Here is a 23,922-nt window from a genome sequence, read left to right as displayed (position 1 = left end):
CAGGTCAGACTTGCGATGTAGGTTAAACATGGTTGTATCACCTTAAGCGCGGTCTTTTGAATGATGAAAGTTCCTTCGGTCTTTCAACGGTCCACCACAACGTTCCTTGGAACAGGCACACGCATCCCTCCAAAGGAAGGACATGTCAGGTGATAAATGATGTTCAATCGGAGAGTCCATGCCGCAACGCTCTTATCAAGACATCCTTCTCTTGATAGCCCGGGACCGGGCCAACCCTAACGTTTTCAAGTAACTCCCTTTACCGGACAGCTCCCTGTTGTTCTGTGTCGGTGCCTTGGGTTGCACACTCTGAGGCGTGTTTCACCGTTCCTTGCCGGGTCGTGATCCTTCATATTGCGACCGACATGGTTAGCTACGCCTCAGCATAGACAGCACTGATTCGGATGCAAGGCCACTATTCAGCCACTATCGAGGACAAAATCGATTCAGCGCGGGCGTCAGTCATTTCACGGCCAGCACGCTCAACAATGCCTGTACCGCCGCTGACGGTGGCTGGTTCGCGGCGACCACCAAGGCAAACTCACGATCGATACGCGGTTTGACCGGCACCACGCGCAGCCCTTGGCGATGGGTCGGCAGCGTCATTTCCGGCACCAGGGTCACGCCGATGTTTTCCCGTACCAGCGTGAAGGCACTGCTCCACTCACGGACCTCGACCCGCACGTCGCGCAGTTGCAGCCCGGCATCGATGGCCAGGCTGCGGGCGTTGGTCGAACAACCGCCGGTGGCCAGCACAAAAGGTTGCTCCGCCAACTCCGCGAGGGAAATGCCGTCTTCATTCGAGCGGTGCGCCAGAGGATGGCCGCCCGGCAGAACCGCCACCCAGGCATCGCGTCCCAGATGACCGGCAATGCGCTCAGGTGCGGGGTTCAACACCACACCAACATCCACCAGCCCGGCACCGAGCAGGGTTTCCACTTCGTCGTCGCTGACTTCCAGCGCGACCACTTGAATGCCGGGGTAAAGCCGGCTGAACCGGCGCAGCAGCGGCGGCAGAAAGGTCGCCAGCACCATGGGGAAACTCGCCAGCCGAATTGTCCCGCGCTGAATGTCTTTAGCGGCATCGACGGTGCTGCGAATGTTTTCCAGGGCGCCGAGCATGGTTCGCGCCTGTTCGATGACGGGCAGGCCGATGGCGGTCGGAAGGGTCTGGCGATTCTCCCGACTGAACAGCTGAACGCCCAGGGTTTCTTCGATCAACGCCAGCGCCTGGCTGGCCCCTGACTGGGTCATGCCGACTCGCTCGGCTGCTCGGGTGATATTGCCCGTATCCGCCACCGCCACCACCATTCGCCAGTGCATCAGATTCATCATGGCAGTAGCTTTCCTTATGGCAGTTTTCTGAAAGATTAATTTTACCGAAGGGATCGCGCACTATGACACTGGCGCAAATCCCCAACCAGAGCCCTCCCGATGAAGTTGTATTACGCCCCCCAAGCCTGCTCACTGGCACCCCACATTGTGTTGCGCGAACTGGAACTGCCATTCGATTTGGTCCGTGTCGACAACAGCACCAAGAAAACCTTGGCTGGCGATGACTTCCTCGCCATCAACCCGAAAGGTTACGTCGCGGCGTTGCAACTGGAGAACGGCGAGGTGCTGACCGAAGGCCCGGCGATTCTGCAATACCTGGCGGACCTGCGACCCGAGGCAAAACTGGCGGCGGTGAACGGGACGTTCGAGCGAGTGCGATTGCAGGAGTGGCTGAACTTCGTCTCGACGGAGATTCATGGCGGGCTGGGTTGGCTGTTCAGTTCGCAGTTTCCGCAGGAGATCAAAGCGTTGATCAAGGAGAAACTGTTCAAGCGGTTTACAGTGTTGTGCCAGACGCTGGAGCGGCAGGATTACTTGATGGGCGACGGGTTCGGCATTGCCGATGCGTATCTGTTTACGGTGTTGCGCTGGACGTCGTTGTTTGCGATTGATTTGAATCAGTGGCCGGCGTTGGCGCGGTTTCAGGCGAGGGTTGATTCGCGGCCGGCAGTGCGGGCGGCATTGGCTGCAGAGACGGTGTAAGGCTGGAGACCATTCGCGAGCAGGCTCGCTCCCACATTGGGTTTCTGGTGTTCACAAATACTGTGTTCACAAAAGATCCCTTGTGGGAGCGAGCCTGCTCGCGAAAGCGGAAGTTCAGGCATCGCAAAACATCAGGTGAAATTACAAACTCGCACTCACCTTGGTCGCCACCTCACCCGGCACCCAACCCTTCCAGATCTGCGGCTGATCGCGCAAAAACGCTTCAGCCACTTCACGCGGCTTTTGACGTTTTTCGCTCATCTGTCCAAGGGTCTTGTTCAGCAGATCGATCGGCAAGTCGACCTTTTCAAAGAACGCCACCAAATCCGGATACTGCGCCTTGAACGGTGCGGACACGCCGATGGCCAGGCTGGCCGGCATCGAACGGGTGCCTTTAGGGTTCGGGTTGTTGGCATCGGCCAGGGTTTTCCAGGCTTCGGCATCGAATGGCGGCTCGTCGAGTTTCACCAGTTTGAAGCGACCCAACAGCGGTGTCGGCGACCAGTAGTAGAACAGCACCGGTTTGCCACGGCGGATCGACGAGGCCACCTCGGCATCCAGCGCTGCGCCGGAACCGGTGCGGAAGTTGACGTAGCTGGCGGTCAGGTCATAGGCCTTGAGTTTCTGACTGTTGACGATCTCCGACGTCCAGCCGGTCGGGCTGTTGAGGAAGCGCCCGCGGCTCGGATCTTCCGGGTCGCGGAACACGTCCTTGTAGCGCGCCAGGTCGGCAACGGATTTCAGCTCCGGGGCCAGGGGTTTGATCCCGCGCTCCGGGTCGCCCTTGATCACATATTCCGGCACCCACCAGCCTTCGGTGGCACCTTTGACCGTGTCGCCCAAGCCAAACACTTTGCCTTCCGAAGCGGCCTTGACCCACGCCGGACTGCGCCCGGCCCACTCTTCACCGATCACTTGAATGTCGTTCTTGGCCAACGCGGCTTCGAGGCTGACGGTACTGCCGGGCAAGGTGTCCGTCGGGTAGCCGTAACCCTTCTCGACGATCAGCCGCAGGATCTCGGTGATGAGGCTACCGCTTTCCCAGGTGATGTCGCCGAAGTGGATGGGGGTGGTCTTTTCCGCTGCGGGAACATGGGTTGCCACAAGGCTCAGGGCCAGCAGCGAACTGCCGAGCAGGGTTTTGATCGATCTCATGCGGACCTCTGGGTCAGGGGATTCAAGGGTTCATTGGCGCTGTGCTGGGCGCACAACGCCTGGGAGCGGGTCATGTAGACGCTGACCGAGCGTTGGGAAATGCCCAGTTCGGCGGCGATTTGCGGGTAGGTCAGGCCATCGAGTCGCGACAACAGGAAGGTCGCCCGGACCTTGCCCGGCAAACGCTCAAGTGTCTGGTCGAGGCCATGCAACGCCTGGGTCAATTGCACCAACTCCTCGGGCGACAGCGCTTGAGGCTGATCGACGTGTTGCAATTGATCGAGGTGTTGGCGTTCCAGATCGCGGCGGCGCCAGAGTTGATAAATCAACCGGCGGGCGATGGTGGTGAGCAAGGCGCGAGGCTCGCGGATCGGCGTCAGCCCCGGTGATTCGAGCAGTTGCACGAAGGTTTCGGCGGCGATGTCTTCGACGCTGGAACTGGCGCCCAGGTGCCGACGCAACCGCGTACACAGCCAGGAATAATGGTCGCGGAACAATCCGCCCACGTCATTGCGATGGGAAAGGTCGGCGCCGGACATAGAGGCTCCAAGGGTTAGGGGTCGCTGAATGTCCGGTCGTCCGGTGACGCGATCCTAGCAAGGAGCCTTATTCTTTAATAATACTTAAAAAGCATTTTTATATTCTATTAAGGAATTAAAGTTAAGGCTGACCGATTGCTTTCGCGAGCAGGCTCGCTCCCACAGGGGCCATCGAAATTCTGTGAGAGCGAGCCTGCTCGCGAAAATGGGTCTGTCGACACAATCCTCAAGACTCATCGCAACCGCCCGTACCCCAACGTCTCGGCTTCCTGCTGATAATCGAGAACAACCTGATAGTCGCTCTCGCTGGCCGGCAGCACCTCTTGCAGACCAAGGACTTCAGCGACATCCGGCAGCTCCCGCAAGGTCTGGTTCATCACTTGTCGAAGCTGTGCAGCCTGCTCATCGGTGACTGCCGCGGCGGTGATGTAGGGCAAGGTCGGACTGAATGCACTACGAACCACGACGCGCAGGCCGGCCACTTCGGCTTCGGCATGCTGCGCCAGATAGGCGAAGGTCACGCTGTCGATGGCCGCCAGGTCCGCTTTGTCTTCACGCAGCCAGCGCAGGCTTTCGCGGTGGCTGCCGCTGATACCGACACTGGCGAAGAAATGCCCGTCGTGATGCAGCGGCGCCAGTCGGTGGCGCAGCAGGTTCATGCCGCTGTTGGAGTCTTCGCCGTTGATCACACCGCGGCTGCCGCGAAAGGCCGGCAAGCTGCGCCGCGAATCATCGGCGCGACACAGCAGCAGGCTGCAATGGTTGCCACCGGTGCTGTCCGGCAGTTCATAACGAGGGCGACCGAGAACCCGAACCTGACCGCGCAACGCCGTCATCAGCGGATAGCCGCAGGTTTGGGTCAGCAGCAGGTGCGGGGACAGCCACAGGTCCATCAGCGACAGGCCGTCGGCGTCGCGGCGGGTGGCGCCCAGTCGCTCGAAGATTCGCGTCAGCCAGCGCTCGTTGGCCTGGTGGATTGGCTCGGGGGCGACGTACATCAGTAATTCAGCGAGGCGTTGGGTCATCAAAATCTTCCGATACAACGAACATCCAAATGTGGGAGCGAGCCTGCTCGCGATGAGGCCATAACATTCAATATTTATGTTGTCAGTAACACCGCTATCGCGAGCAGGCTCGCTCCCACAAGGGGAACGCAAGCAATCAATAAAACGGATGCCGCGGACTGTCGATCGCCTTCACCCCGTTCTCGCGCCACAACTGGCCATAACCCTGCAGCAGAAACCCGCCGCTGCGCGCCAGCCATTGCTCGCGGCGCGCGTGGTAGGCACGAGGCAAGTCGTACCAGGGCAGGCCCGGCAGGTCGTGATGCACCAGGTGCAAATTGAGATTCAGGAACAGCCAGCGCCACGGCCAGGCGGCTTCGTTGAGGACGGTGCGTTGCTCGGGCGCGGCATGGGGACGGTGTTCATAGTAGGAGCGAATCATCGCAACCGACAGCGCCGGCACGCTGATCAGCAACAGGTAGTGCCACACCGGCAGCACGCTGTAGCGGGCGATGAACACCAGCATCAGCAGGGTCAGTGCGCCGTGGGTCAGCCACATCAACCAGGCTTGTCGCTCGCCGGCCTGCAGTCGTTGCAGTTCTTCCCGGGCCAGCGCCAGCAAGGCCAGCGGCGCACCGAGGGCGAAGCGTCCGAGAACGGTTTTGTTCAGCCAGTGCAGACCCTGCTCGAACAGCGAACTGCCCTGCCATTGCTCGACGCTCAGGTAACGGCTTTCCGGATCACGACCGGGGAGGGTCAGGTCTTCGTCGCGGTGATGCAGCAAATGGCTGTCGCGATACAGGGTGTAGGGATACCAGACGGCGAACGGCGCGTAGCCGAGGATCTTGTTCAGCGAGGTCCAGCGGGTGGGATGCCCGTGCAGCAATTCGTGCTGCACCGACAGCCAGAGCACCACCAACGGAATCAGCAGCAACGTGCTCCACCAAAGGCCCAACCACGCACTGCCCAGCACGATGCTGAACCAGCCGACGTACGCGCCGATCAGCAGCAACCAGGTCGGCCACTCGGTGCGAGCGGTCAGGCGTTGGCGCAGGGTTTCGATTTCTTCTCGGTGGGCACTATCGAAGTAATGGGGCATGGCGTTGCTCAGATCGGGGACCAGTCCCCTTCTGTGCAATGGCGCAGGGAAATCTTGCAGATTATTTTCAGAAAGATCGCTCCCATGCTCTGCGTGGGAGTGTTTCACCGGACGCTCTGCGTCCGTCGCTGTGACGCGGAGCGTCACGGGAGGCATTCCCACGCAGGAGCGTGGGAACGATCAATCAGCGGGGATCAATGACCGAACACATCCACCTTCTTGGCCTTCTTGTCCGCGCGCTTTTCATCGGCGGTTTTCGCCGGTTTCTTCTTTGCCGCTTTTTTTGAATCCATGCCTTTGGCCATGATACGTACTCCACTCATACGGGATGTGAGATCAGGTATACACCTATCCCCGCGCCCGCGTTCTTTTATAATCGTCCGCTTTGCGCACCGACAGATCAAACCCATGCCCGACACCCAGTACACCTTGCTCGCCGAGCCGTTATGGCCGCTGATGAACAAGTTTTATCGCGCCCACCAATCGCCGATGAAAGCCGTCCGCGACGCTCAACTCTGGGTCGCCAGGCGCGACGAGATCATCGGTGCCCTGTGTTTGCGACCCGTCTCGGGCGGGTATTGGTTGACCGGTTTATTCGTCGATCCGGCCTGCCGTGAACAGGGGATCGCGGCGGCGTTGATTGCCGAAGCGGTGAAAGGTCTTGAGCACCCAGCGTGGTTGTTCTGCCATCCGGACTTGCGTGGCTTTTATGAACGTCGCGGGTTTTCCTTCGATCCGCAGATGCCTTACGCCATGGTCGAACGCTTGAGCCGGTACGCACGCAGCAAACCGATGATCGCCATGGGCTTAGAACCATTGGTGAGGTCGACCGCTGATAATGTGTGATCGGCCGGTAATTGCTGCGTGCTAGCCTCGGGGTCGACTTCGACTTCTCAGGACGCTCCATGAAACCTGCCCTTCTTGCCTTGACGCTGACCGCCCTGCTCGCTCCCGTGTTCGGCCATGCCGCACAAACCCCACCGATCTCAGCCGAGCAATACGCCAAGGTGCTGGCCGGCACCTGGCGAGCGCCCGAGAACGTGGCACGCGATAGCTATCGTCATCCGCAGCAGAGCCTGCAGTTCTTTGGTCTGGCGCCGAACCAGACGGTCATTGAAATCACCCCCGGCAACGGCTGGTACAGCGAGCTGCTGGCACCGCTGCTCAAGGACCACGGGCACTATGTCGCCGCCGTGCAAGCGCCGACGGTCAGTGACTACGCGCGCAAGAGCGAAGAAAAGCTGAAGGCGAAATTCGCCGCGGCCCCTGCACAGTACGCCAAGGCCCAGGTACTGGAGTTCGACCCGAAGGCCCCGGTGTTCGGCAAACCCGGCTCGGCAGACACGGTGCTGACCTTCCGCAACGTGCACAACTGGGTGCTGGCCGAGACCGCGCCGCAGACATTCGAGGCGTTTTTCAAGGTGCTGAAACCGGGCGGTGTGCTGGGGGTGGTCGATCACCGGGCCAAGGATGGGGCGTCGCTGGAAGACATCAAGCACAGCGGTTACCTGACCACCGAGTACGTGGTGAAACTGGCGACCGATGCGGGCTTCAAGCTTGAGGGGCAGAGCGAGATCAATGCCAATCCGAAGGACACCAAGGATTACCCGGAAGGCGTCTGGACATTGCCGCCGGCGTTGACGTTGGGGGAGAAGGATCGCGCGAAGTATGTGGCGATTGGTGAGTCGGACCGGATGACGTTGCGGTTCGTCAAACCCACGAAATAACAGCGAAGATCAAAAGATCGCAGCCTTCGGCAGCTCCTTGTATCTCGACTATCGCTCCGTCAGGAGCGATAGTTCTCGACTGATCATCGAGGGAGGGATCTGGAAGACGCGCAGCTCCTTAGGCGTTATGCCTGCAATGTAGATGGTGCTCCAACCCTCCACACTCACTCGTATAGTTCGAACGGTATCTTGGGCCCGTCTTCGGCGAGAGCCCGCATTTGCAAGGTTGGACAGAGTGCAGTGATGATCGCAATTGATCTGATTGGAGGTATTCATGTCCAGTTTCGTTGGCGTCGATGTCGCAAAAAATACTTTTGATATCGCCACTCATCTGCCTAATGGCAAACACAAAACCAAGGCCAAACTCGCTAACGATGCCAAGGGCTTCAAGGAACTTGAGGCTTGGTTGCACAAGCAGGCCGAGCCTTCGGCCCTGATCGTGATGGAAGCCACCAGCGTCTACCACCTGGCGCTCGCCGAGTTTGTTTACAACAAGGGTTATCGGGTCTGTGTGGTCAACCCGGCTACGACCCATGCCTATGCCAACAGCGAACTGCGTCGAGTCAAAACCGATAAAAGCGACGCCAAGCTGATCGCTGACTTCGCCAGAGAAAAACATGAAAAACTGTCGCTCTGGGCCCCGGAACCGCTGAAGTTTCGCCAACTGAAGGCGATGGTTCGCCGCCTCGATGATCTTCAGGAAATGCAGCAAATGGAGCGTAATCGTCTGGACGTGTCCGACGAAAGCGTCAAAGACTCGATCCAGTCGGTACTGCGCCACGTCGAAAAAGAGATCGCTGAGACGCACAAGGTAATCAAGCAACACATCGATGACGACCCCGACATGCGTCAGATGCGCGACTTGATCGTGACCATCGATGGCATCGGCGAAAAAACACTTGAGAGACTACTGGCCGAACTGGGCGACCTGCGCAAATACGACGATCCGCGCAAACTGGTGGCTGCTGCGGGACTCAACCCGAAGCTGCATGACTCGGGCATGCTCAAGGGCCGCACCCCGATCTCGAAAATCGGCTCGGTACGACTGCGCGCCAGCCTCTACATGCCAGGAATCGTGGCGCTGAAACACAACGAAGCAATCATCGCCCTCAAAGACCGCCTGAAGGCCAACGGCAAGGCTCCCAAGCAAATCATCTGTGCCGCGATGCGCAAGCTGCTGCACTTCGTCTATGGCGTGCTCAAGTCGGGTCAACCCTTCGACCCGAAACTTGCGCTTGCTCGGTGAGAGTCAAGACGGTATCTACAGGTGTACGCAAAACTCTGTAGGAGCTGCCGAAGGCTGCGATCTTTTCGCGGTTCAATCGTCTGCGTTGGGATCCAGATCCGGAAACATCACTTCAGTAAACCCGAACTTGCTGAAGTCGGTAATCCGCGACGGGTACAACCGGCCGATCAGGTGATCGCACTCATGCTGCACCACCCGCGCATGAAACCCATCGGCGATGCGCACAATCGGCTGCCCCTTTGGGTCGAAACCTTCGTAGCGAATCTGCTGATAACGATCCACCGCGCCGCGCAGGCCGGGCACCGACAGACAGCCTTCGAAACCCTCTTCGAGGATCGGGCTCAGCGGTGTGATCAGTGGATTGATCAGAATGGTCTGCGGCACCGCTTCAGCGTCCGGATACCGCTCGCTGTGCTCGAAACCGAAGATCACCAGTTGCAGGTCGACGCCGATCTGCGGCGCGGCCAGGCCAACGCCGCCGACGCTTTCCATGGTCTGGAACATGTCGTCGATCAGTTGCCACAACTCGGGGCTGTCGAACATTTCGGCCGACACCGGCGGGGCGATGCGCAGCAGACGCTCGTCGCCCATTTTCAGAATTTCACGGATCATTTGATGACTTCGTCAGTGGTCGGCTTGATCGAGTGGTCCCGACCCAGTCCCGAAACATGGTGTTTGTGTTCGTGGTCATGCTCGCCGGGGACTTTTTCACCATCATTCTTGCCCTCGGTCGACATGTGTTCGATCACGGCATTCATTTCGGCGCCGAGCAACAGCACCGCAGCGGAAATGTAGAAGTACAGCAACAGCACGATGATCGCGCCGATACTGCCATACATGGCGTTGTAGTTGGCGAACGTCTTGACGTACAGACCGAAGCCCAGCGACGCGATGATCCACACCACCACCGCCAGCACCGAGCCCGGAGTGATGAAGCGAAACTCTTGTTTGACGTCGGGCATGACGTAGTAGATCAGCGCCACCGCCATCATCAATAGAATCACGATCACCGGCCAGCGCACGATGGTCCAGAGCGTGACGATGAATTCTTCAAGGCCGACCTGCGAAGCAATCCAGCCCATCACCTGCGGGCCGAGCACCATCAGCGCGGCGGCGGCCAGCAACATGCCGGCGATGCCGATGGTGTAGAAGATCGACAGCGGAAAACGCTTCCACGCCGGGCGCCCTTCGACCACGTCATAAGCGGCGTTCATCGCGCTCATCATCAGCCGCACACCGGCAGAGGCAGTCCACAGGGCGATCACGATACCGACCGACAGCAAGCCACCCTTGGATTGCTGAAGCTGATCGATCACCGGGTTCACCTGTTCCAGCGCCTGGGGCGGCAGCACCAGTTCCGATTGCAGGCGCAGCCAGGAGAAGAAGTCCGGCAGGTGCAGGAAACCGATCAGGGCGATCAGGAACAGGATGAAGGGAAACAGCGAAAACAGCATTTGATAGGCCAGCGCCGAGGCATAGGTCGACATCTCGTCGTCGACGAACTCGGTAACCGTGCGCACCATGACACGGTGCAGGCGCAAACCTTTCATGTGTGGGAAAAACATTAGCGTCTCCTTTCGCCGCAAATTTGGTCGAAGTCGTGGCGACTCAGGGGCCGTTTTTTACATCAAAGTAGCTCACTTGGCGTCTTTGAAACAATTTCATTGCGCAAGTTCAGGCTGACACAAAAACGGCCATCCGTGGATGGCCGTTCGTTTCGCACTTCAAGGGCCGGATCAAGCCTTGTCGACGCCTTTCTTGATCGCGTCCTTGGCTTTGCCCACGGCTTGCTGAGCCTCGCCTTTTCTTTCCTGCACCACGCCTTCGGCGCGCATTTTGTCGTTACCGGTAGCCTTGCCGACGCCTTGCTTGACGTTGCCGGCCGCTTCGTTGGCCATGCCTTTTACTTTATCGCCTGTGCTGCTCATGGTGGTTCTCCTGTGAACAATTCAACGGGAAAAGTCGTTACACAAGGTTGACCGGAGGCGTTTGCGCGGAGTTTCATTTATTTTCACGGCGACATTTCATCGTTCAGTGCAGGTTGGGCTTTATGTTTGCCAACCAACCCCCGAGAATGCGCAACGTATTCAGGCCATGGCGCTGAAGATCCAATCCCGTAGGAATGTTATGAAACTCGATAAAAAGCAGGCCATTGCCCGCAGAAACCAGGAACTCGGCGGTGCTGTGCTTGGCGTCAACAACTGCCATTTCACCGAATTGAACCGCAACCGCAACATCTGGTGGTTCGACATCCCGGTGGCGCGCCTGGCCATTGGTCAGTACGAATGGGTTCACCTGCTGATGCACACGCCGGATACCGACGAACTGCTGCACCTGAAAGTGCCGACGGTGTTCCTGCGCGAGAAGCTCGAAGGCCTGGTGGTGCGCAACGAAGGCAAGCGTAAAGCGGCCCTGAGCCTGGAACTGAGCGCGGATAAGGATTCGTACTTGCAGGACATGCGCCCGGCGGGCACCAACGTCAATTTCGCGCAGTTCCGCCTCTAAAAAGCAAAAGATCGCAGCCTTCGGCAGCTCCTACGGGTGTACGCCATCCCAATGTAGGAGCTGCCGAAGGCTGCGATCTTTTGATCTTAAAAAAGCCCCGCATCTGCGGGGCTTTTTGTTGGTTACGCGCTGACCTTCTTCGCGGCGAGCTTCTTCAGCTCTTCATCACGCAATTCACGACGCAGGATCTTGCCAACGTTGGTGGTCGGCAGCGCATCGCGGAACTCCACGGAACGCGGAACCTTGTAGCCCGTAACGTTCGCGCGCATGTGCTCCATCACCTGTTCCTTGGTCAGGGTCACGCCCGGTTTGGCGACGATGAAGATCTTGATCGCCTCGCCCGACTTCTCATCCGGCACACCGATGGCCGCGCATTGCAGCACGCCCGGCAAGGTCGCCAGCACATCTTCTAGCTCGTTCGGGTAAACGTTGAAACCGGAGACCAGGATCATGTCTTTCTTGCGATCGACGATGCGCAAGTAACCGTCAGGCTGAATTACCGCGATGTCACCGGTCTTCAACCAGCCTTCGCTGTCGAGCATTTCATCGGTGGCGTCCTGACGCTGCCAGTAGCCCTTCATGACCTGCGGACCTTTCACACACAGTTCGCCGATTTCGCCCAACGGCTGCTCAACGCCAGCATCGTCGATGACTTTGCACAGGGTCGACGGAACCGGGATACCGATGGTGCCGATCTGGATGTTCTGGATCGGATTGACCGTTGCCACCGGGCTGGTTTCGGTCATGCCGTAACCTTCGCAGATGGCGCAACCGGTAACCGCTTTCCAGCGCTCGGCCGCGGCCAGTTGCAGGGCCATGCCACCGGACAGGGTGACTTTCAGCGCGGAGAAATCCAGCTTGCGGAAGCCTTCGTTGTTGCACAGCGCGACGAACAACGTGTTCAGGCCGACGAAGCCGCTGAACTTCCACTTCGACAGTTCCTTGACCATCGCCGTCAAATCGCGCGGGTTGCTGATCAGGACGTTGTGGTTGCCGATCAGCATCATCGCCATGCAATGAAAGGTGAAGGCATAGATGTGGTACAGCGGCAGCGGCGTGATCAGGATCTCGCAGCCTTCGTTGAGGTTGGAGCCCATCAGCGCCTTGCACTGCAGCATGTTCGCCACCAGGTTGCGGTGGGTCAGCATCGCGCCCTTGGCCACGCCGGTGGTGCCGCCGGTGTATTGCAGCACCGCGACATCACTGCTGGCCGGGTTGGCTTCAGCCACTGGCTGGCCATGGCCCTTGCTCAACACGTCGTTGAACTTGATGGCCTTGGGCAGGTGATACGCCGGGACCATCTTCTTCACGTACTTGATCACGCTGTTGATCAGCAGACGCTTGAGCGGCGGCAGCAGGTCGGCCACTTCGGTGACGATGACGTGCCTGACGCCGGTTTTCGGCACGACGATTTCAGCCAGGTGCGCCATGTTGGCCAGGCAGACCAGGGCCTTGGCACCGGAGTCGTTGAATTGGTGTTCCATTTCCCGCGCGGTGTACAGCGGGTTGGTGTTGACCACGATCAGCCCGGCGCGGATGGCACCGAACACAGCGACCGGGTACTGCAACACGTTGGGCAATTGCACGGCGATTCGATCGCCCGGCTGCAAGTCGGTATGCTGTTGCAGGTAAGCGGCAAAGGCACCGGACAATTCGTACAGTTCACCGTAGGTGATTGTCTTGCCCAGGTTGCTGAAAGCCAGTTTGTCGGCGAAGCGTTGGCAGGACTGCTTCAACACTGCCTGAATATTCGGATACTCGTCTGGATTGATGTCGGCAGCAATCCCGGCAGGGTACTTATCCTTCCAAAAGTCTTCGATCATGGAAGCCCACTCCTCAGCAACGCGAATTCAATACCGCATTTGATGCGATTATTATTGGTGTGTGTTTTTTATTGGTGTCTTTTGTTGGTGAGTCTGGCTTTTTACTAGGCCGAGAAGTCACAAAGCGCGCCGAGAGTAGCAGCTTTGCCAAGGGCCGACCAGAGCCAAAAGCGGCCTCTATAGTCACATTAGTGACTCTTGAATATTCAATAGTCACTTTTAGAGCAAAAATCCTATAACCCCTTGAAAGCCCCTGAAACCGGGCTTTCAAAGCAAAAGATCGCAGCCTGCGGCAGCTCCTACATGGGATTCGCATTCCCCTGTAGGAGCTGCCGCAGCCTGCGATCTTTCGGGATCGCCTCGATCTACGGTCTGTCAGGCGATATCCCGCAACTCCCGCCGCAGAATCTTGCCCACCGGCGTCATCGGCAACGACTCACGCAACACAATGTGCTTGGGCACTTTGTACGCCGTGAAGTTTTCCTTGCAGTAGGCCTTCAGCTCTTCAAGGCTGACCCCCGACTCACGGGCCACCACGAACAACTTCACCGCCTCCCCCGAACGCTCGTCCGGTACACCGATGACCGCACAGTTGGCGACTTTCGGGTGAGCCATCACCACGTCTTCGATCTCGTTCGGGTACACGTTGAAACCCGAGACGATGATCATGTCTTTCTTGCGATCGACAATGCGCACAAAACCATCGGGGTCGATCACCGCGATGTCGCCGGACTTGAACCAGCCCTCGGCATCCAGCACTTCGGCGGTGGCTTCAGGTTTCTGCCAGTAGCCCTTCATGATCTGCGGGCCCTTGATGCACAGTTCGCCGCGCTCACCCAAAGGCTGCTCGACGCCTTCATCGTTGATCACCTTCAGCGTGGTGCCCGGCACCGGCAGGCCGACCGTGCCGATCCGCGACTTGTCACCGTAAGGGTTGGTGCAGGCCACCGGCGAGGTTTCGGTCAGGCCGTAACCTTCGGTGATGCGGCAACCGGTGAGCTGTTCCCAACGCTCGGCGGTGGCCTTGACCAGCGCGGTGCCGCCGGAGTTGGTGAGCTTGAGGCTGGAGAAATCCAGGGTCTTGAAGTCCGGATGGTCCATCAACGCGACAAACAGCGTGTTGAGCCCCAGCAAACACGAGAACCGCCAGTTTTTCAGTTCCTTGATGAAGCCGCCGATGTCCCGTGGATTGGTGATCAACACGTTGTGGTTGCCGGTCACCATCATGCACATGCAGTTCGCCGTGAACGCATAGATGTGGTACAGCGGCAGCGGCGCGACCATCACTTCCTGCCCTTCGCGCAGCAACGGCTGGCCGTCACTGCCGAACTGTTCCAGACACGCCCGCACCTGCTGCATGTTGGCGACCAGGTTGCCGTGGGTCAGCATGGCGCCCTTGGCCAGGCCGGTGGTGCCGCCGGTGTATTGCAGCACGGCGATGTCGTCGAGACCGGCGTTCAGCGGCTTGATGCCCAAGCCCCGGCCCAGACGTAGCGCACTCTTGAAAGAAATAGCCTGCGGCAAGGAATAGGCCGGGACCATTTTCTTGACCTTGTTCACCACGGTGTTGACCAGCCAGCCCTTGGCGGCGGGCATCAGGTCGCCCATCTTCGCTTCGATCAGGTACTGAATGTCGGTGTCGGGCAGCACTTCCTGAACCTTCTGCCCGAACATGTTCAGGTACACCAGCGCCCGGGCGCCGGAGTCCTTGAACTGATGACGCATCTCCCGCGCGGTATACAGCGGGTTGGTGTTGACCACGATCAGCCCGGCGCGCAGCGCACCGAACACGGCAATCGGGTAATGCAGGACGTTGGGCATCTGCACCGCGATGCGATCCCCCGGCACCAGGTCGGTGTGGGCTTGCAGGTAACCGGCGAATGCCAGGCTGTAGCGCTCCAGTTCGGCGTAGGTCAGGGTGACGCCCATGTTGCTGAACGCCGGGCGGTCAGCAAATTTCTTGCAGGAACGCTCGAACACCTCGATGACCGACTTGTAGGCCCCTTGATCGATGTCCAGGGGTACGCCGGCCGGGCGTTTATCATTCCAGAAATCAGGTTGCATTGTTCTTGTCCTCTTTACCTGAACCTATCCGGGGCCGCTTTTCTGTCACTTTTAAATAGCGGGGCTTCACGGACACTAGCAGCTATGACGAATCAGGCAAATATGCCAACGGGCGTCATTGATCGTGTGAATCTTCCTGCCGTGGCGTGGCCTGATCAGACGGCAAGCGAAGGATGCGCTATACAATGCAACGAGCCCGTGCCCATGCATGCAAAGGAATCGCCATGATCCACGACACTTTCTGGCTGACCGCGAGTGACCGCAGCCGCCTCTTCGTCAACCAGTGGTTGCCCGCCGCGCCTTTAAAAGCAGTGATCCTGCTGGCCCATGGCATGGCGGAACACAGTGGCCGCTACACCCGTCTGGCGGAAAAATTCTGTGATCAAGGGTATGGCGTCTACGCGCCGGACCTGCGTGGACATGGCAAAACTGCCGAAAACGGGACACTCGGCCATTTCGCCGACGACGATGGCTGGTGCAAGGTGGTCGGCGACCTGGCGAGCCTCAACCAGCACATCGGCCAGCAGCATCCCGGCGTGCCGATCGTGCTGCTCGGTCACAGCATGGGCAGCTACATCGCCCAGGGCTATCTGCTGCATCACAGCGCCAGCCTGCACGGCGCGGTGCTCAGCGGCTCGAACTTCCAGCCCGTGGCGCTTTATCGCGCCGCCCGACAGATCGCCCGTCTCGAACGATTGCGCCAGGGGCCCACGGGTCGCAGCGCGCTGATCGAATGGCTGTCGTTCGGCTCATTCAACAAGAAATTCAAACCGGCGCGCACAAAGTTCGACTGGCTCAGTCGCGACCCGGCGGAGGTCGACCTGTACGCCAACGACCCGCTCTGCGGCTTTCGCTGCACCAATCAGCTGTGGATAGATTTGCTCGGCGGCTTGCAGCAAATCAGCAAAGCGTCCAATCTCGCCCAGATCGATCCGGGCCTGCCGCTGCTGGTGATTGGCGGTGAATGTGATCCGGTGAGCGAAGGCAAGCGTCTGAAAGATCTGGCCCATGCGCTGCGCGCGGCCGGCAACCAGAGCCTGCAACTGACTATTTACCCGCAGGCGCGGCACGAACTGTTCAACGAGAGCAACCGTGATGAAGTGATCGATGACGTGTTGAACTGGATCGCACAGGCGCTGAGCCATCGCCGGCCACCCAGATCGGAATAGTTTTTTTGTGAAATTTATTTATTCGTGACAGGAATTGAAACAGATGACCCAGGTTACCAACACCCCTTACGAAGCCCTCGAAGTCGGCCAGACCGCCAGCTATAGCAAGACTGTCGAAGAACGTGACATTCAGTTGTTCGCCGCCATGTCCGGCGATCACAACCCGGTGCACCTGGACCCCGAATTCGCCGCTGGCACCATGTTCAAGGAGCGCATCGCCCACGGCATGTTCAGCGGTGCGCTGATCAGTGCGGCCGTGGCCTGCGAGTTGCCTGGGCCGGGGACTATTTATATCGGTCAGCAGATGAGCTTTCAGAAGCCGGTGAAGATTGGCGACACCCTGACCGTGCGCCTGGAGATCCTCGAGAAACTGCCAAAGTTTCGTGTGCGGATTGCCACTCGCGTATTTAACCAGCGCGATGAATTGGTGGTGGATGGCGAAGCGGAGATTCTGGCGCCGCGCAAGCAACAGACCGTGACGCTGCCGACCCTGCCGGCGATCAGCATCGGCTGACGCCGCAAAAAGATCGCAGCCTGCGGCAGCGCCTACAGAGTTTCGCGTACACCCGCAGGCTGCGATCTTTTGATCTTAAGGCCCTTCGTGCACCTGCACACTCGCCGTCATCCCCGAACTCAAGTTGATCCCCTCGGGCACTTTGTCCAGCTTGATCCGCACCGGAATCCGCTGTGCCAGCCTGACCCAGTTAAACGTCGGTTCCACCTCCGCCAGCAACTGTCCATCCGGCGTGGTATTGCGGTCGGTAATCCCCCGGCTGATGCTCTCGACATGTCCCTGCAACGCCTCCCCCGCGCTCATCAGCCAGACCTTCACTGGATCGCCAACGCGAATCCTTGGCAGCTTGGTTTCTTCGAAATACGCCTGCACATAAAAGGTCGAATCATCAATCAACGCCATCACCGGTTGCCCGGCATTCACGTAATTGCCTTCGGCCAGACGCAGGTTGGTGATATGGCCGCTTCGGGGCGCGTGCACCTGGCTGCGGGCCAGGTTGAGCTCCGCGACCTTGGCTTCGGCCTGGGCTTCGCGCAGTTCGCCACGGGCGATACCGGCGTTGATTTGTGCGTTCTCGCGCAGCTCGGCACTGATCGCCTGCGGCCCGAGGCTGGCGCGACGGCTGGCTTCGCGTTCACGCAGATTGAGTTGCTGCTGGCGCGTCTGCACCACCGCTTGAGCCTTTTCCAGCGCCGCTTCGAACCGGTCGCGGTCGATGCTCAGCAACAGATCACCCGCCTTGACCTGCTGGTTATCGACAGCCTTCAGTTCACGGACCCAACCCGACACATCCGGGGCGATGACCACCACGTCGGCGCGGATCCGCGCGTCGCGGGTCCAGGGCGTCAACATGTAGTACTGCCACAAATGGAAGCCGGCAAAAATCGCCACCGCCACCAGGCACAGGGTTACCGCGACACGTACGGGTGTACGCATGTTCAACTCCTTATAAAGGTCCGAGGACGACGGTGATCAGGGTCAATACACAGACGTACAAGGCACAATCAAATAGCGCTTCGTGCCAGATCCAGCGGCCGACCGGCGTCAGGCGCAACAACAGGCGCAAGGCCCCGGTGACCAGCAGCGCCAGCAACACATAAATCAGAAACGGACTGAGCAGCACCCCGCCCACCGACCACTCACGCAAGCCCATGGCTTTGCTCCTGTTGACGGCACCAGGCACGCCAGCTGTTCTGCAATTGCAGCACCGCCCCTTGAGCCAGTTTCAAGGCATCGCTGGGCGGTAACGCGTACAAGGTGTTCAAGAACGCTTCGCTGGGTTGTTCCAGCGCCTCGGCCCGGCTACCGGCCGGCCCCTGCTCCAGGACTTTTTCCAGTTGCTCCAGATAACGCCGTTGCGGCGCACTGACCGGCACCTGCGCCACCGCCAGGCTCAAGCGCAAATGCAACAACTCGTCGCCGATATCCAGGCCGAGCAAGCCATCGTCCCAGCGACTGCGCGCCGGCTCCGGCAGTTCCGGATAATGCCGCGCCAGTTGCAGCAAGCGGTCAGCCATGCGACCGCCGAACCAGCTTTCGGCACCGCGCAGATTGCGTCGGGTCAGGCGAACCAAATCATCGAGGGTCGCCGCCAGCAGACGTCGACCATGCCACGTCGGGTTGCGCAGGATCAGCAAATGGAACGCCAGCACTGCGGCGCCAACCCCGATCACGATGGATTGAGCGCTGTTGAAGAACGTCGCGACATCGAATTTCATCGCGTTGAGCGGCGAGACCAGCACGATAAAGTGCAAGCAAAACGAGGTAGCCGTCGCCCCGATCTGCGGCTTGGCCATGCCCAGCGCGCCGAAGAACAACGGCACGCCCATGCCCATGCAGAGCAACGCAAAACCGCTCCATTGCGGCAGCAGAATCTGCCCGACGATAAACGCGGCCGGAATCGCCAGCAGGATCCCTCGCAGAAAACTCATGCCGATCTGCGCACCGTTTTCGCGACTGGCGAACAGACTGCAAACGACGCAGGTCAGCAGCAACGCACCCGACGCGGCGGGCCAGGCGGTCGCCAACCAGAAGCATGAGACCACCAGAAACGCCAACGCACTGCGAGCACCGAACACCAGCGCCAATGACAGGTCGCGGTGGGGTGTCAGGGTTCTCGGTGGATCCACTGCGTCCCTGCCCTCCTCGACCGCCTTCAACGCCGCGCCAGCCGCCATCGCGGTATCGAGCAGCAAGGTGAAACGGGCCAGACAGTAACTTTGCGCGGAGCTGATGTGCGGGTCGTGGGAGGCGTCGAGCAACCTCGGTCGCAATGCTTGCAGCGTCGCGGTATCCGGGCTGTCGAGCGCGTCCTGAACCTCGGTCATCCAAGGCAACAGTTGCTCGGTTTCCTGCGGTTCCAGCTGCTTCCACTGCCGACGCACCGAACGGGCGATGCGCAGCAGCATCAACAGTTTCTGGCTCAAACCGCTGATCGCCCGCGCGCGCTGTCGGCCGAGGCCACCTTCGAACCAGGCATGCTCGCGCTGGGCATCCACTGCGACGATTTTCCCGAGGATTTCCAACAACCCTTTACGCGCCTGACTGTCACCGGCCAGGGTCGCACGCGCGGCGTTCATACCGCTTTGCCACGCCGCCCGTGCGTGATCCGCCAGTTGCCGCTCGACCCGCATTGGCCAGAGCAACGCACTGGCAGCAGTGGCGCAGATAATGCCCAGGCTGATTTCGGTGCAGCGAGCCACGGCTTGATCGAACACCGTCAGCGGATGGTCAATGGCCGGTAACGCGATGATCGCCACCGTGTAGCCGGCCAGCACGAATGAATAGGACCAGGCACTGCGCAACAAGGTCGAGCTCGCGGTACACAGCCCGAGCCACAAGGCCAATGCCAGGAGGAACAACCAAGGCGTCTGGGCGAACAACCCCATGAACACCACCGACATGATCGTCCCGACCAGAGTGCCCAGCAAACGTGCCAACCCCTTCTGCACCACCATCCCGGACAACGGCTGGGCGACGATGAACGCCGTCATCAACGCCCAGGCCGGTTGTTCCAGCCCCCAGCGCAATGCCAGCCACAGCGCCAGACCTCCGCCGATCAGGGTTTTGATCGCGAACTGTAAGGCGCGGCGGTCAGGCGCAAACAAAGCCTGCAAAGTGATAGGCACGTAAGGGACTCTTGGAGGAACGGTTTAACGATAGACGGCTTCGGTCAATTCACTTGAAAAGTAAATTATTAGCTAGCTATCTATAGTCCGTCCAGTGCTAAATCCCGGGCACAAAAAAACGCCAGACTGGCTGGCGTTTTTGACAGACAACGAACGCTTACGAGCGTGCGCGAGCCTGGTTACGCAGGGCTTTTACCTGATCGTGATTGCGTTGCACGCCGTGGTACTGACGCTCAACCAGGTCACGAATGCCCACCAGGTTGTGCTTGTTGATTTTTTCCATGGCTTCTTTGTAAGCCTTCAGCGCATGATCTTCACCGCGTTCGGCTTCGTTCAGCACGGCTTCTTCATCCTTGCCGGTAAACATGGCCTTCACGTCGACCCAGCGACGGTGCAAGTCGCCGCTGACACTGGTGGAGGTTTCCGGATCACCGCCCATCGAACGCACAGCGCTCTGAAGTTCGGCAGCTGCAGTGGCGCAGTCGGCGGAACGAGTGATGAACAGCGTTTTGAGTTCTGGATGCTTGATGTCTTCAGCGCAAGTCTTGAACCCTTCCTGACCGTCTTTGCTGGTTTCAATCAGGTCGTTGAGTACAGAGATCGCTTCTTTATTGAGGTCGGTCATTTTTCAATTCCTTGCGGGTTGATGAAAGATGCAATAGGTATTGCACCCTGCATGCCAGCTTCGAATTGAATAAATACTTATTAAATTTCAATTACTTATATTTTACGACGTCATCTGTATCCGCTTTTTTTGCATGATCTGTCAATTGGCCTGCATGCAGAATGCCTGTATTTTCCAGCCTGAATGAATCAAGACGACCGATTGATGAACCCTGAAAAACTCGAACTGCTGATCACCCGCGAAATGCCCTTCGGCAAATACAAGGGGCGAATCATTGCCGACCTTCCCGGCCAATACCTGAACTGGTTCGCCCGGGAAGGTTTCCCCCATGGCGAACTCGGCGGCCTGCTGGCGCTGATGCAGGAAATCGATCACAACGGCCTGTCGGAGCTGCTTGAGCCGCTGCGCGCCAAACATGGCAAGCCCGCTCCTCGCCACTGACCTGCCCACCACTGAGTAGCCCATGCCCGATAACACCCGCCGCGCCCGTGATGAAGCCTTCTGGTTGACCTTCGCCGACCGCTACGCCGTTGAACCCGGCCCGGTGAACCTGGAAAACGGTTACTTCGGGCGCATGTCCCGCACGGTGGTCGAGGAGTATCAGCGCAACATCGAACTCATCAACCGCAGCAACTCGGTGCATGTGCGCCAGCGTTTCGAGACGGGCGAAAGCCTGGAAATCCGCGCGCAGGTCGCTGACCTGGTGGGCGTACCCGCCGAAAGCGTTGCCCTCACCCGCAACGCTTCGGACGGTTTGCAGTCGCTGATCCGCAACTACAACCAACTGAAGCCCGGCGATCAGGTACTGATCTGCGATCTGGAGTACGACACGGTCAAAGGCGCCATGCGCTGGTTGGCGCGCAATCGCGGCGTCGAAGTGATCGAGATCGAACACCGGCACCCCGCCAGTTTCGACAGTTTGCTGGCCACCTACCGCGAAGCCTTCGCGCGTTATCCGCGACTCAAACTGATGGCCCTGACCCACGTCACCCATCGAACTGGCCTGGTCATGCCGGTCAAAGCGATTGCCGCAATCGCCAGGGAACACGGTATCGATGTGATCCTCGACGGTGCCCATGCCCTCGGCCAGTTCGAGTTCAGCCTCGATGATCTGGGTGTCGCCTTCGCCGGCTACAACCTGCACAAATGGATCGGTGCGCCGCTGACCCTGGGCTTTATCTATATCGCCCCGGAGCGCCTGGCCGACATCGACCCGGACATGGGCGAGATGCACTTTCCTGTCACCGACATTCGTGCCCGCACGCCTTACAGCACGCCCAATATTCCGGCGTTGCTGACCCTGCCGCTGGTGTTCGAGGAGCATCGGGCCATGGGCGGTTCCGCCGCCAAGGGCGCTCGGCTCAATTACCTGCGCAACCGGTGGGTGAGCGCAGTGCGCGAGCTGCCGGGGATCGACGTCATGACCCCGGATGACCCACGACTGTATTGCGGCATCACGTCGATGCGCTTTACCCGACTTGCCGACCAGCAGGCGATGGTCGAGCGGCTGCTCAAGGACTACAACCTGTTCACCGTGGCACGCAGCGGGGCGGCGAGTGGTCCGTGCATCCGCATTACGCCGGGATTCACCACCACCGCCGCAGACATGGATTTACTGGCCCGGGCGCTGACCGAACTGCGCTGACGTCACACCGTGTACTTGTCGAAGTCCTCGGGTTTGATCTGCGTCGACACTGCGAACGTGTCGACGCAGATGGTCATGTGCCCGAAAAAACCATCGTCTTTCGAGTCTCGAGACAGAGTGTGAATGTTCAAGGTCGAGGCTTCGCCGCCCATGGTTTCATAGAAGAAGTCTTGGCCGTTGGTCAGCGGCGAGACGGATCGATCGCTGTACTCCATGGCGTTAAGGACCGAGCGCGAGGCCGCCTCGGGAAAGTAAAGCTGACCGACCCAGGCGACATGCCGCTCTTGCAGATAGTTATTGCCGCCCGTGATGCGTACGGCGACGTGAATGTGCAGTGTACGGCCGGCATAGAACCCCGGATAAATCGTGGTAAACCGCACGACGCCCTTCTTGTCCGTGAATTGCCCACCGCGCAGGTAGGTATCGTCGTCGGTGCGCGGGATCGAGCCGATGTCACCGATGTCGACCTCCTTGTCCGGATTGATTTTGCTCCAGCCCGAATACGCTCCGCGCGCATTGCAATGCCAGATATCCACCAGTGCGTCTGTGACCGGCTGACCGGTCATGGCATCGACGATCGTCAGCCTCAGCACCAACGGGATACCGTCCATGCCTTCGCTGATGTTTCGTCTGATCAATTTCGGATTTCGAAAATAGGGGCCGGCGATCTGTTCGGGTGATAGCAGGTAAACCGGTTGCGAGGTTGTAACCGAGGTGTTGTCGTCCATGACGTTCTCTCTTCAATAAGATGAACGCAGGTTAACGCTGGACGAGCAGCGAGATGCGGTAACTATGTATCGCATGATGTCCTGTCTCTGATGCCAGTCAGTAAAGAGACAGAATGATTGATGAGTGATCTGTGGCGGTTTGACTGACTGCCATCGGTTTTCTTGGGCAAAAAAAAACGGTGCACCGACCAAGCGCACCGTAAAGCCGTAAAGCACACAACGAAGTGTTTGGTAAATCCGGTCAGTCCAGCAACGCCAGCGCCTCGGCGGTGCATTCCTGAATGCGGGCCCAGTCGCCGTTCTTGATCCACTCGGGGTCAAGCATCCAGCTACCGCCCACGCACATGACGTTTTTCAACGCCATGTAGCTCTTGATGTTGGCCGGGCTGACGCCGCCGGTCGGGCAGAATTTCACTTCACCGAACGGGCCGCCGAGGGCCTTGATGGCGGCTACGCCACCGCTGACTTCCGCCGGGAACAGCTTGAAGCGGCGATAACCCAGACCGTAGCCTTCCATGATGCCCGAGGCATTGCTGATGCCTGGCAGCAGCGGAATCGGGCTGTCGACGCTGGCTTCGAGCAGGTCACGGGTGATGCCCGGCGTGACGATGAACTGCGAACCCGCCGCTTCGGCGGCCGCCAGCATGTGGCGATCGAGCACAGTGCCGGCACCGGTCACCAGTTCCGGACGCTGCTCACGCAGAATCTGGATGGCCTTGAGGCCGAACTGCGAACGCAGGGTCACTTCCAGCGCCGTCAGGCCACCGGCCGCGAGGGCATCGGCCAACGGCAGAACATCCTGTTCACGAGCAATGGTAATCACCGGCAGAATCCGCGCCTTCGCGCAGAGGCTGTCGATCAGGGCAACTTTGTCCGCCATGGAAACGGTCGGGGATGTGTTTTTCATAGCGGCT

At 59.3% G+C, this 23,922-nt stretch carries 25 protein-coding genes; 9 read left to right on the top strand and 16 right to left on the bottom strand.

Features of this window, described 5'->3' with window-relative positions; genetic code table 11:
- Window positions 1-462: 462 nt before the first annotated feature.
- On the bottom strand, window positions 463-1,335 hold the full coding sequence (locus ACYZUD_RS30785) for a LysR family transcriptional regulator (protein ID WP_462021563.1): 873 nt from the start codon (window positions 1,333-1,335) through the stop codon (window positions 463-465).
- A 99-nt stretch (window positions 1,336-1,434) separates the two neighbouring features.
- Here ACYZUD_RS30785 and gstA point away from each other — a divergent pair, with 99 nt between their 5' ends.
- The gene (gene gstA / locus ACYZUD_RS30780; RefSeq protein ID WP_462021562.1) at window positions 1,435-2,037 is read left to right on the top strand and encodes a glutathione transferase GstA; all 603 of its coding nucleotides are present in this window, start codon (window positions 1,435-1,437) and stop codon (window positions 2,035-2,037) included.
- A gap of 141 nt (window positions 2,038-2,178) precedes the next feature.
- Here gstA and ACYZUD_RS30775 read toward each other — a convergent pair whose 3' ends face one another.
- From ACYZUD_RS30775 to ACYZUD_RS30760, 4 genes are all read right to left on the bottom strand, one after another.
- Entirely contained in the window at window positions 2,179-3,192 is a 1,014-nt protein-coding gene (locus ACYZUD_RS30775) for an ABC transporter substrate-binding protein (protein WP_462021560.1), read from the bottom strand.
- Complete coding sequence (locus ACYZUD_RS30770) at window positions 3,189-3,731, bottom strand: sigma-70 family RNA polymerase sigma factor (RefSeq protein ID WP_462021559.1); 543 nt, start codon at window positions 3,729-3,731, stop codon at window positions 3,189-3,191. The genes ACYZUD_RS30775 and ACYZUD_RS30770 overlap by 4 nt, the downstream gene beginning before the upstream one ends.
- Window positions 3,732-3,964: 233 nt before the next feature.
- Window positions 3,965-4,756, bottom strand: a complete 792-nt coding sequence (locus tag ACYZUD_RS30765) for a phosphate/phosphite/phosphonate ABC transporter substrate-binding protein (protein ID WP_462021558.1) — start codon at window positions 4,754-4,756, stop codon at window positions 3,965-3,967.
- 136 nt (window positions 4,757-4,892) lie between these two features.
- Window positions 4,893-5,834, bottom strand: coding sequence for a fatty acid desaturase (locus ACYZUD_RS30760; protein ID WP_462021557.1), 942 nt, complete (start codon window positions 5,832-5,834; stop codon window positions 4,893-4,895).
- Window positions 5,835-6,242: 408 nt separating this feature from the next.
- On the opposite strand from ACYZUD_RS30760, the gene ACYZUD_RS30755 reads away from it, so the two are divergent.
- The 3 genes from ACYZUD_RS30755 (at window position 6,243) to ACYZUD_RS30745 (ending at window position 8,807) form a co-directional block, all read left to right on the top strand.
- Window positions 6,243-6,680 carry a GNAT family N-acetyltransferase gene (locus ACYZUD_RS30755; protein ID WP_462021556.1) on the top strand — a complete coding sequence of 146 codons (438 nt, stop codon included), beginning with the start codon at window positions 6,243-6,245 and terminating at the stop codon, window positions 6,678-6,680.
- Window positions 6,681-6,739: 59 nt separating this feature from the next.
- Window positions 6,740-7,561 (top strand): class I SAM-dependent methyltransferase, encoded by an 822-nt coding sequence (locus ACYZUD_RS30750; protein WP_462021555.1) that lies wholly within the window; start codon window positions 6,740-6,742, stop codon window positions 7,559-7,561.
- Between the two features lie 274 nt (window positions 7,562-7,835).
- Window positions 7,836-8,807: an IS110 family RNA-guided transposase gene (locus ACYZUD_RS30745; RefSeq protein WP_462019512.1), complete on the top strand. Its 972-nt coding sequence runs from the start codon at window positions 7,836-7,838 to the stop codon at window positions 8,805-8,807.
- 72 nt (window positions 8,808-8,879) lie between these two features.
- Here the strand turns inward: ACYZUD_RS30745 and def are convergent, their stop codons facing one another.
- The 3 genes from def to ACYZUD_RS30730 form a co-directional block, all read right to left on the bottom strand.
- Window positions 8,880-9,419 (bottom strand): peptide deformylase, encoded by a 540-nt coding sequence (gene def, locus ACYZUD_RS30740; RefSeq protein ID WP_462021554.1) that lies wholly within the window; start codon window positions 9,417-9,419, stop codon window positions 8,880-8,882.
- On the bottom strand, window positions 9,416-10,372 hold the full coding sequence (locus tag ACYZUD_RS30735) for a YihY/virulence factor BrkB family protein (protein ID WP_462021553.1): 957 nt from the start codon (window positions 10,370-10,372) through the stop codon (window positions 9,416-9,418). The genes def and ACYZUD_RS30735 overlap by 4 nt, the downstream gene beginning before the upstream one ends.
- A gap of 171 nt (window positions 10,373-10,543) precedes the next feature.
- On the bottom strand, window positions 10,544-10,735 hold the full coding sequence (locus ACYZUD_RS30730; protein WP_010457349.1) for a CsbD family protein: 192 nt from the start codon (window positions 10,733-10,735) through the stop codon (window positions 10,544-10,546).
- 199 nt (window positions 10,736-10,934) lie between these two features.
- Between ACYZUD_RS30730 and ACYZUD_RS30725 the strand changes: the two genes are divergently transcribed.
- Window positions 10,935-11,312: a hypothetical protein gene (locus tag ACYZUD_RS30725; protein WP_033056806.1), complete on the top strand. Its 378-nt coding sequence runs from the start codon at window positions 10,935-10,937 to the stop codon at window positions 11,310-11,312.
- Between the two features lie 122 nt (window positions 11,313-11,434).
- Here the strand turns inward: ACYZUD_RS30725 and fadD1 are convergent, their stop codons facing one another.
- Both fadD1 and fadD2 read right to left on the bottom strand, forming a co-directional pair.
- A complete protein-coding gene (gene fadD1 / locus ACYZUD_RS30720) occupies window positions 11,435-13,135 on the bottom strand; it encodes a long-chain-fatty-acid--CoA ligase FadD1 (RefSeq protein ID WP_462021552.1) in 1,701 nt (566 codons plus the stop codon).
- Window positions 13,136-13,510: 375 nt separating this feature from the next.
- Window positions 13,511-15,199, bottom strand: coding sequence for a long-chain-fatty-acid--CoA ligase FadD2 (gene fadD2, locus ACYZUD_RS30715; RefSeq protein ID WP_462021551.1), 1,689 nt, complete (start codon window positions 15,197-15,199; stop codon window positions 13,511-13,513).
- Between the two features lie 224 nt (window positions 15,200-15,423).
- Between fadD2 and ACYZUD_RS30710 the strand changes: the two genes are divergently transcribed.
- Together ACYZUD_RS30710 and ACYZUD_RS30705 are read left to right on the top strand one after the other, a co-directional pair.
- Entirely contained in the window at window positions 15,424-16,368 is a 945-nt protein-coding gene (locus ACYZUD_RS30710) for a lysophospholipase (RefSeq protein WP_462021550.1), read from the top strand.
- A gap of 43 nt (window positions 16,369-16,411) precedes the next feature.
- A complete protein-coding gene (locus ACYZUD_RS30705) occupies window positions 16,412-16,882 on the top strand; it encodes a MaoC family dehydratase (protein WP_462021549.1) in 471 nt (156 codons plus the stop codon).
- A 75-nt stretch (window positions 16,883-16,957) separates the two neighbouring features.
- On the opposite strand, the gene ACYZUD_RS30700 is transcribed toward ACYZUD_RS30705, so the two are convergent.
- The 4 genes from ACYZUD_RS30700 to ACYZUD_RS30685 form a co-directional block, all read right to left on the bottom strand.
- On the bottom strand, window positions 16,958-17,818 hold the full coding sequence (locus tag ACYZUD_RS30700; RefSeq protein ID WP_462021548.1) for an efflux RND transporter periplasmic adaptor subunit: 861 nt from the start codon (window positions 17,816-17,818) through the stop codon (window positions 16,958-16,960).
- Between the two features lie 10 nt (window positions 17,819-17,828).
- Complete coding sequence (locus ACYZUD_RS30695; RefSeq protein ID WP_056741485.1) at window positions 17,829-18,035, bottom strand: DUF1656 domain-containing protein; 207 nt, start codon at window positions 18,033-18,035, stop codon at window positions 17,829-17,831.
- The gene (locus ACYZUD_RS30690; RefSeq protein ID WP_462021547.1) at window positions 18,022-20,010 is read right to left on the bottom strand and encodes an FUSC family protein; all 1,989 of its coding nucleotides are present in this window, start codon (window positions 20,008-20,010) and stop codon (window positions 18,022-18,024) included. Before ACYZUD_RS30690 ends, ACYZUD_RS30695 begins: the two co-directional genes overlap by 14 nt.
- Before the next feature lie 157 nt (window positions 20,011-20,167).
- Window positions 20,168-20,635 (bottom strand): ferritin-like domain-containing protein, encoded by a 468-nt coding sequence (locus ACYZUD_RS30685; protein WP_462021546.1) that lies wholly within the window; start codon window positions 20,633-20,635, stop codon window positions 20,168-20,170.
- A gap of 204 nt (window positions 20,636-20,839) precedes the next feature.
- Here ACYZUD_RS30685 and ACYZUD_RS30680 point away from each other — a divergent pair, with 204 nt between their 5' ends.
- Window positions 20,840-21,076: a DUF3820 family protein gene (locus tag ACYZUD_RS30680; protein WP_007949456.1), complete on the top strand. Its 237-nt coding sequence runs from the start codon at window positions 20,840-20,842 to the stop codon at window positions 21,074-21,076.
- Between the two features lie 22 nt (window positions 21,077-21,098).
- Window positions 21,099-22,280, top strand: a complete 1,182-nt coding sequence (locus tag ACYZUD_RS30675; protein ID WP_462021545.1) for an aminotransferase class V-fold PLP-dependent enzyme — start codon at window positions 21,099-21,101, stop codon at window positions 22,278-22,280.
- Between the two features lie 2 nt (window positions 22,281-22,282).
- Here ACYZUD_RS30675 and ACYZUD_RS30670 read toward each other — a convergent pair whose 3' ends face one another.
- Together ACYZUD_RS30670 and ACYZUD_RS30665 are read right to left on the bottom strand one after the other, a co-directional pair.
- The gene (locus tag ACYZUD_RS30670; protein ID WP_462021544.1) at window positions 22,283-23,008 is read right to left on the bottom strand and encodes an intradiol ring-cleavage dioxygenase; all 726 of its coding nucleotides are present in this window, start codon (window positions 23,006-23,008) and stop codon (window positions 22,283-22,285) included.
- 241 nt (window positions 23,009-23,249) lie between these two features.
- A complete protein-coding gene (locus tag ACYZUD_RS30665; protein ID WP_462021543.1) occupies window positions 23,250-23,915 on the bottom strand; it encodes a bifunctional 4-hydroxy-2-oxoglutarate aldolase/2-dehydro-3-deoxy-phosphogluconate aldolase in 666 nt (221 codons plus the stop codon).
- Window positions 23,916-23,922 lie beyond the last annotated feature (7 nt).

The sequence above is a fragment of the Pseudomonas sp. XS1P51 genome, assembly GCF_054897845.1.
This window is presented reverse-complemented; position numbering and strand designations above follow the sequence as displayed.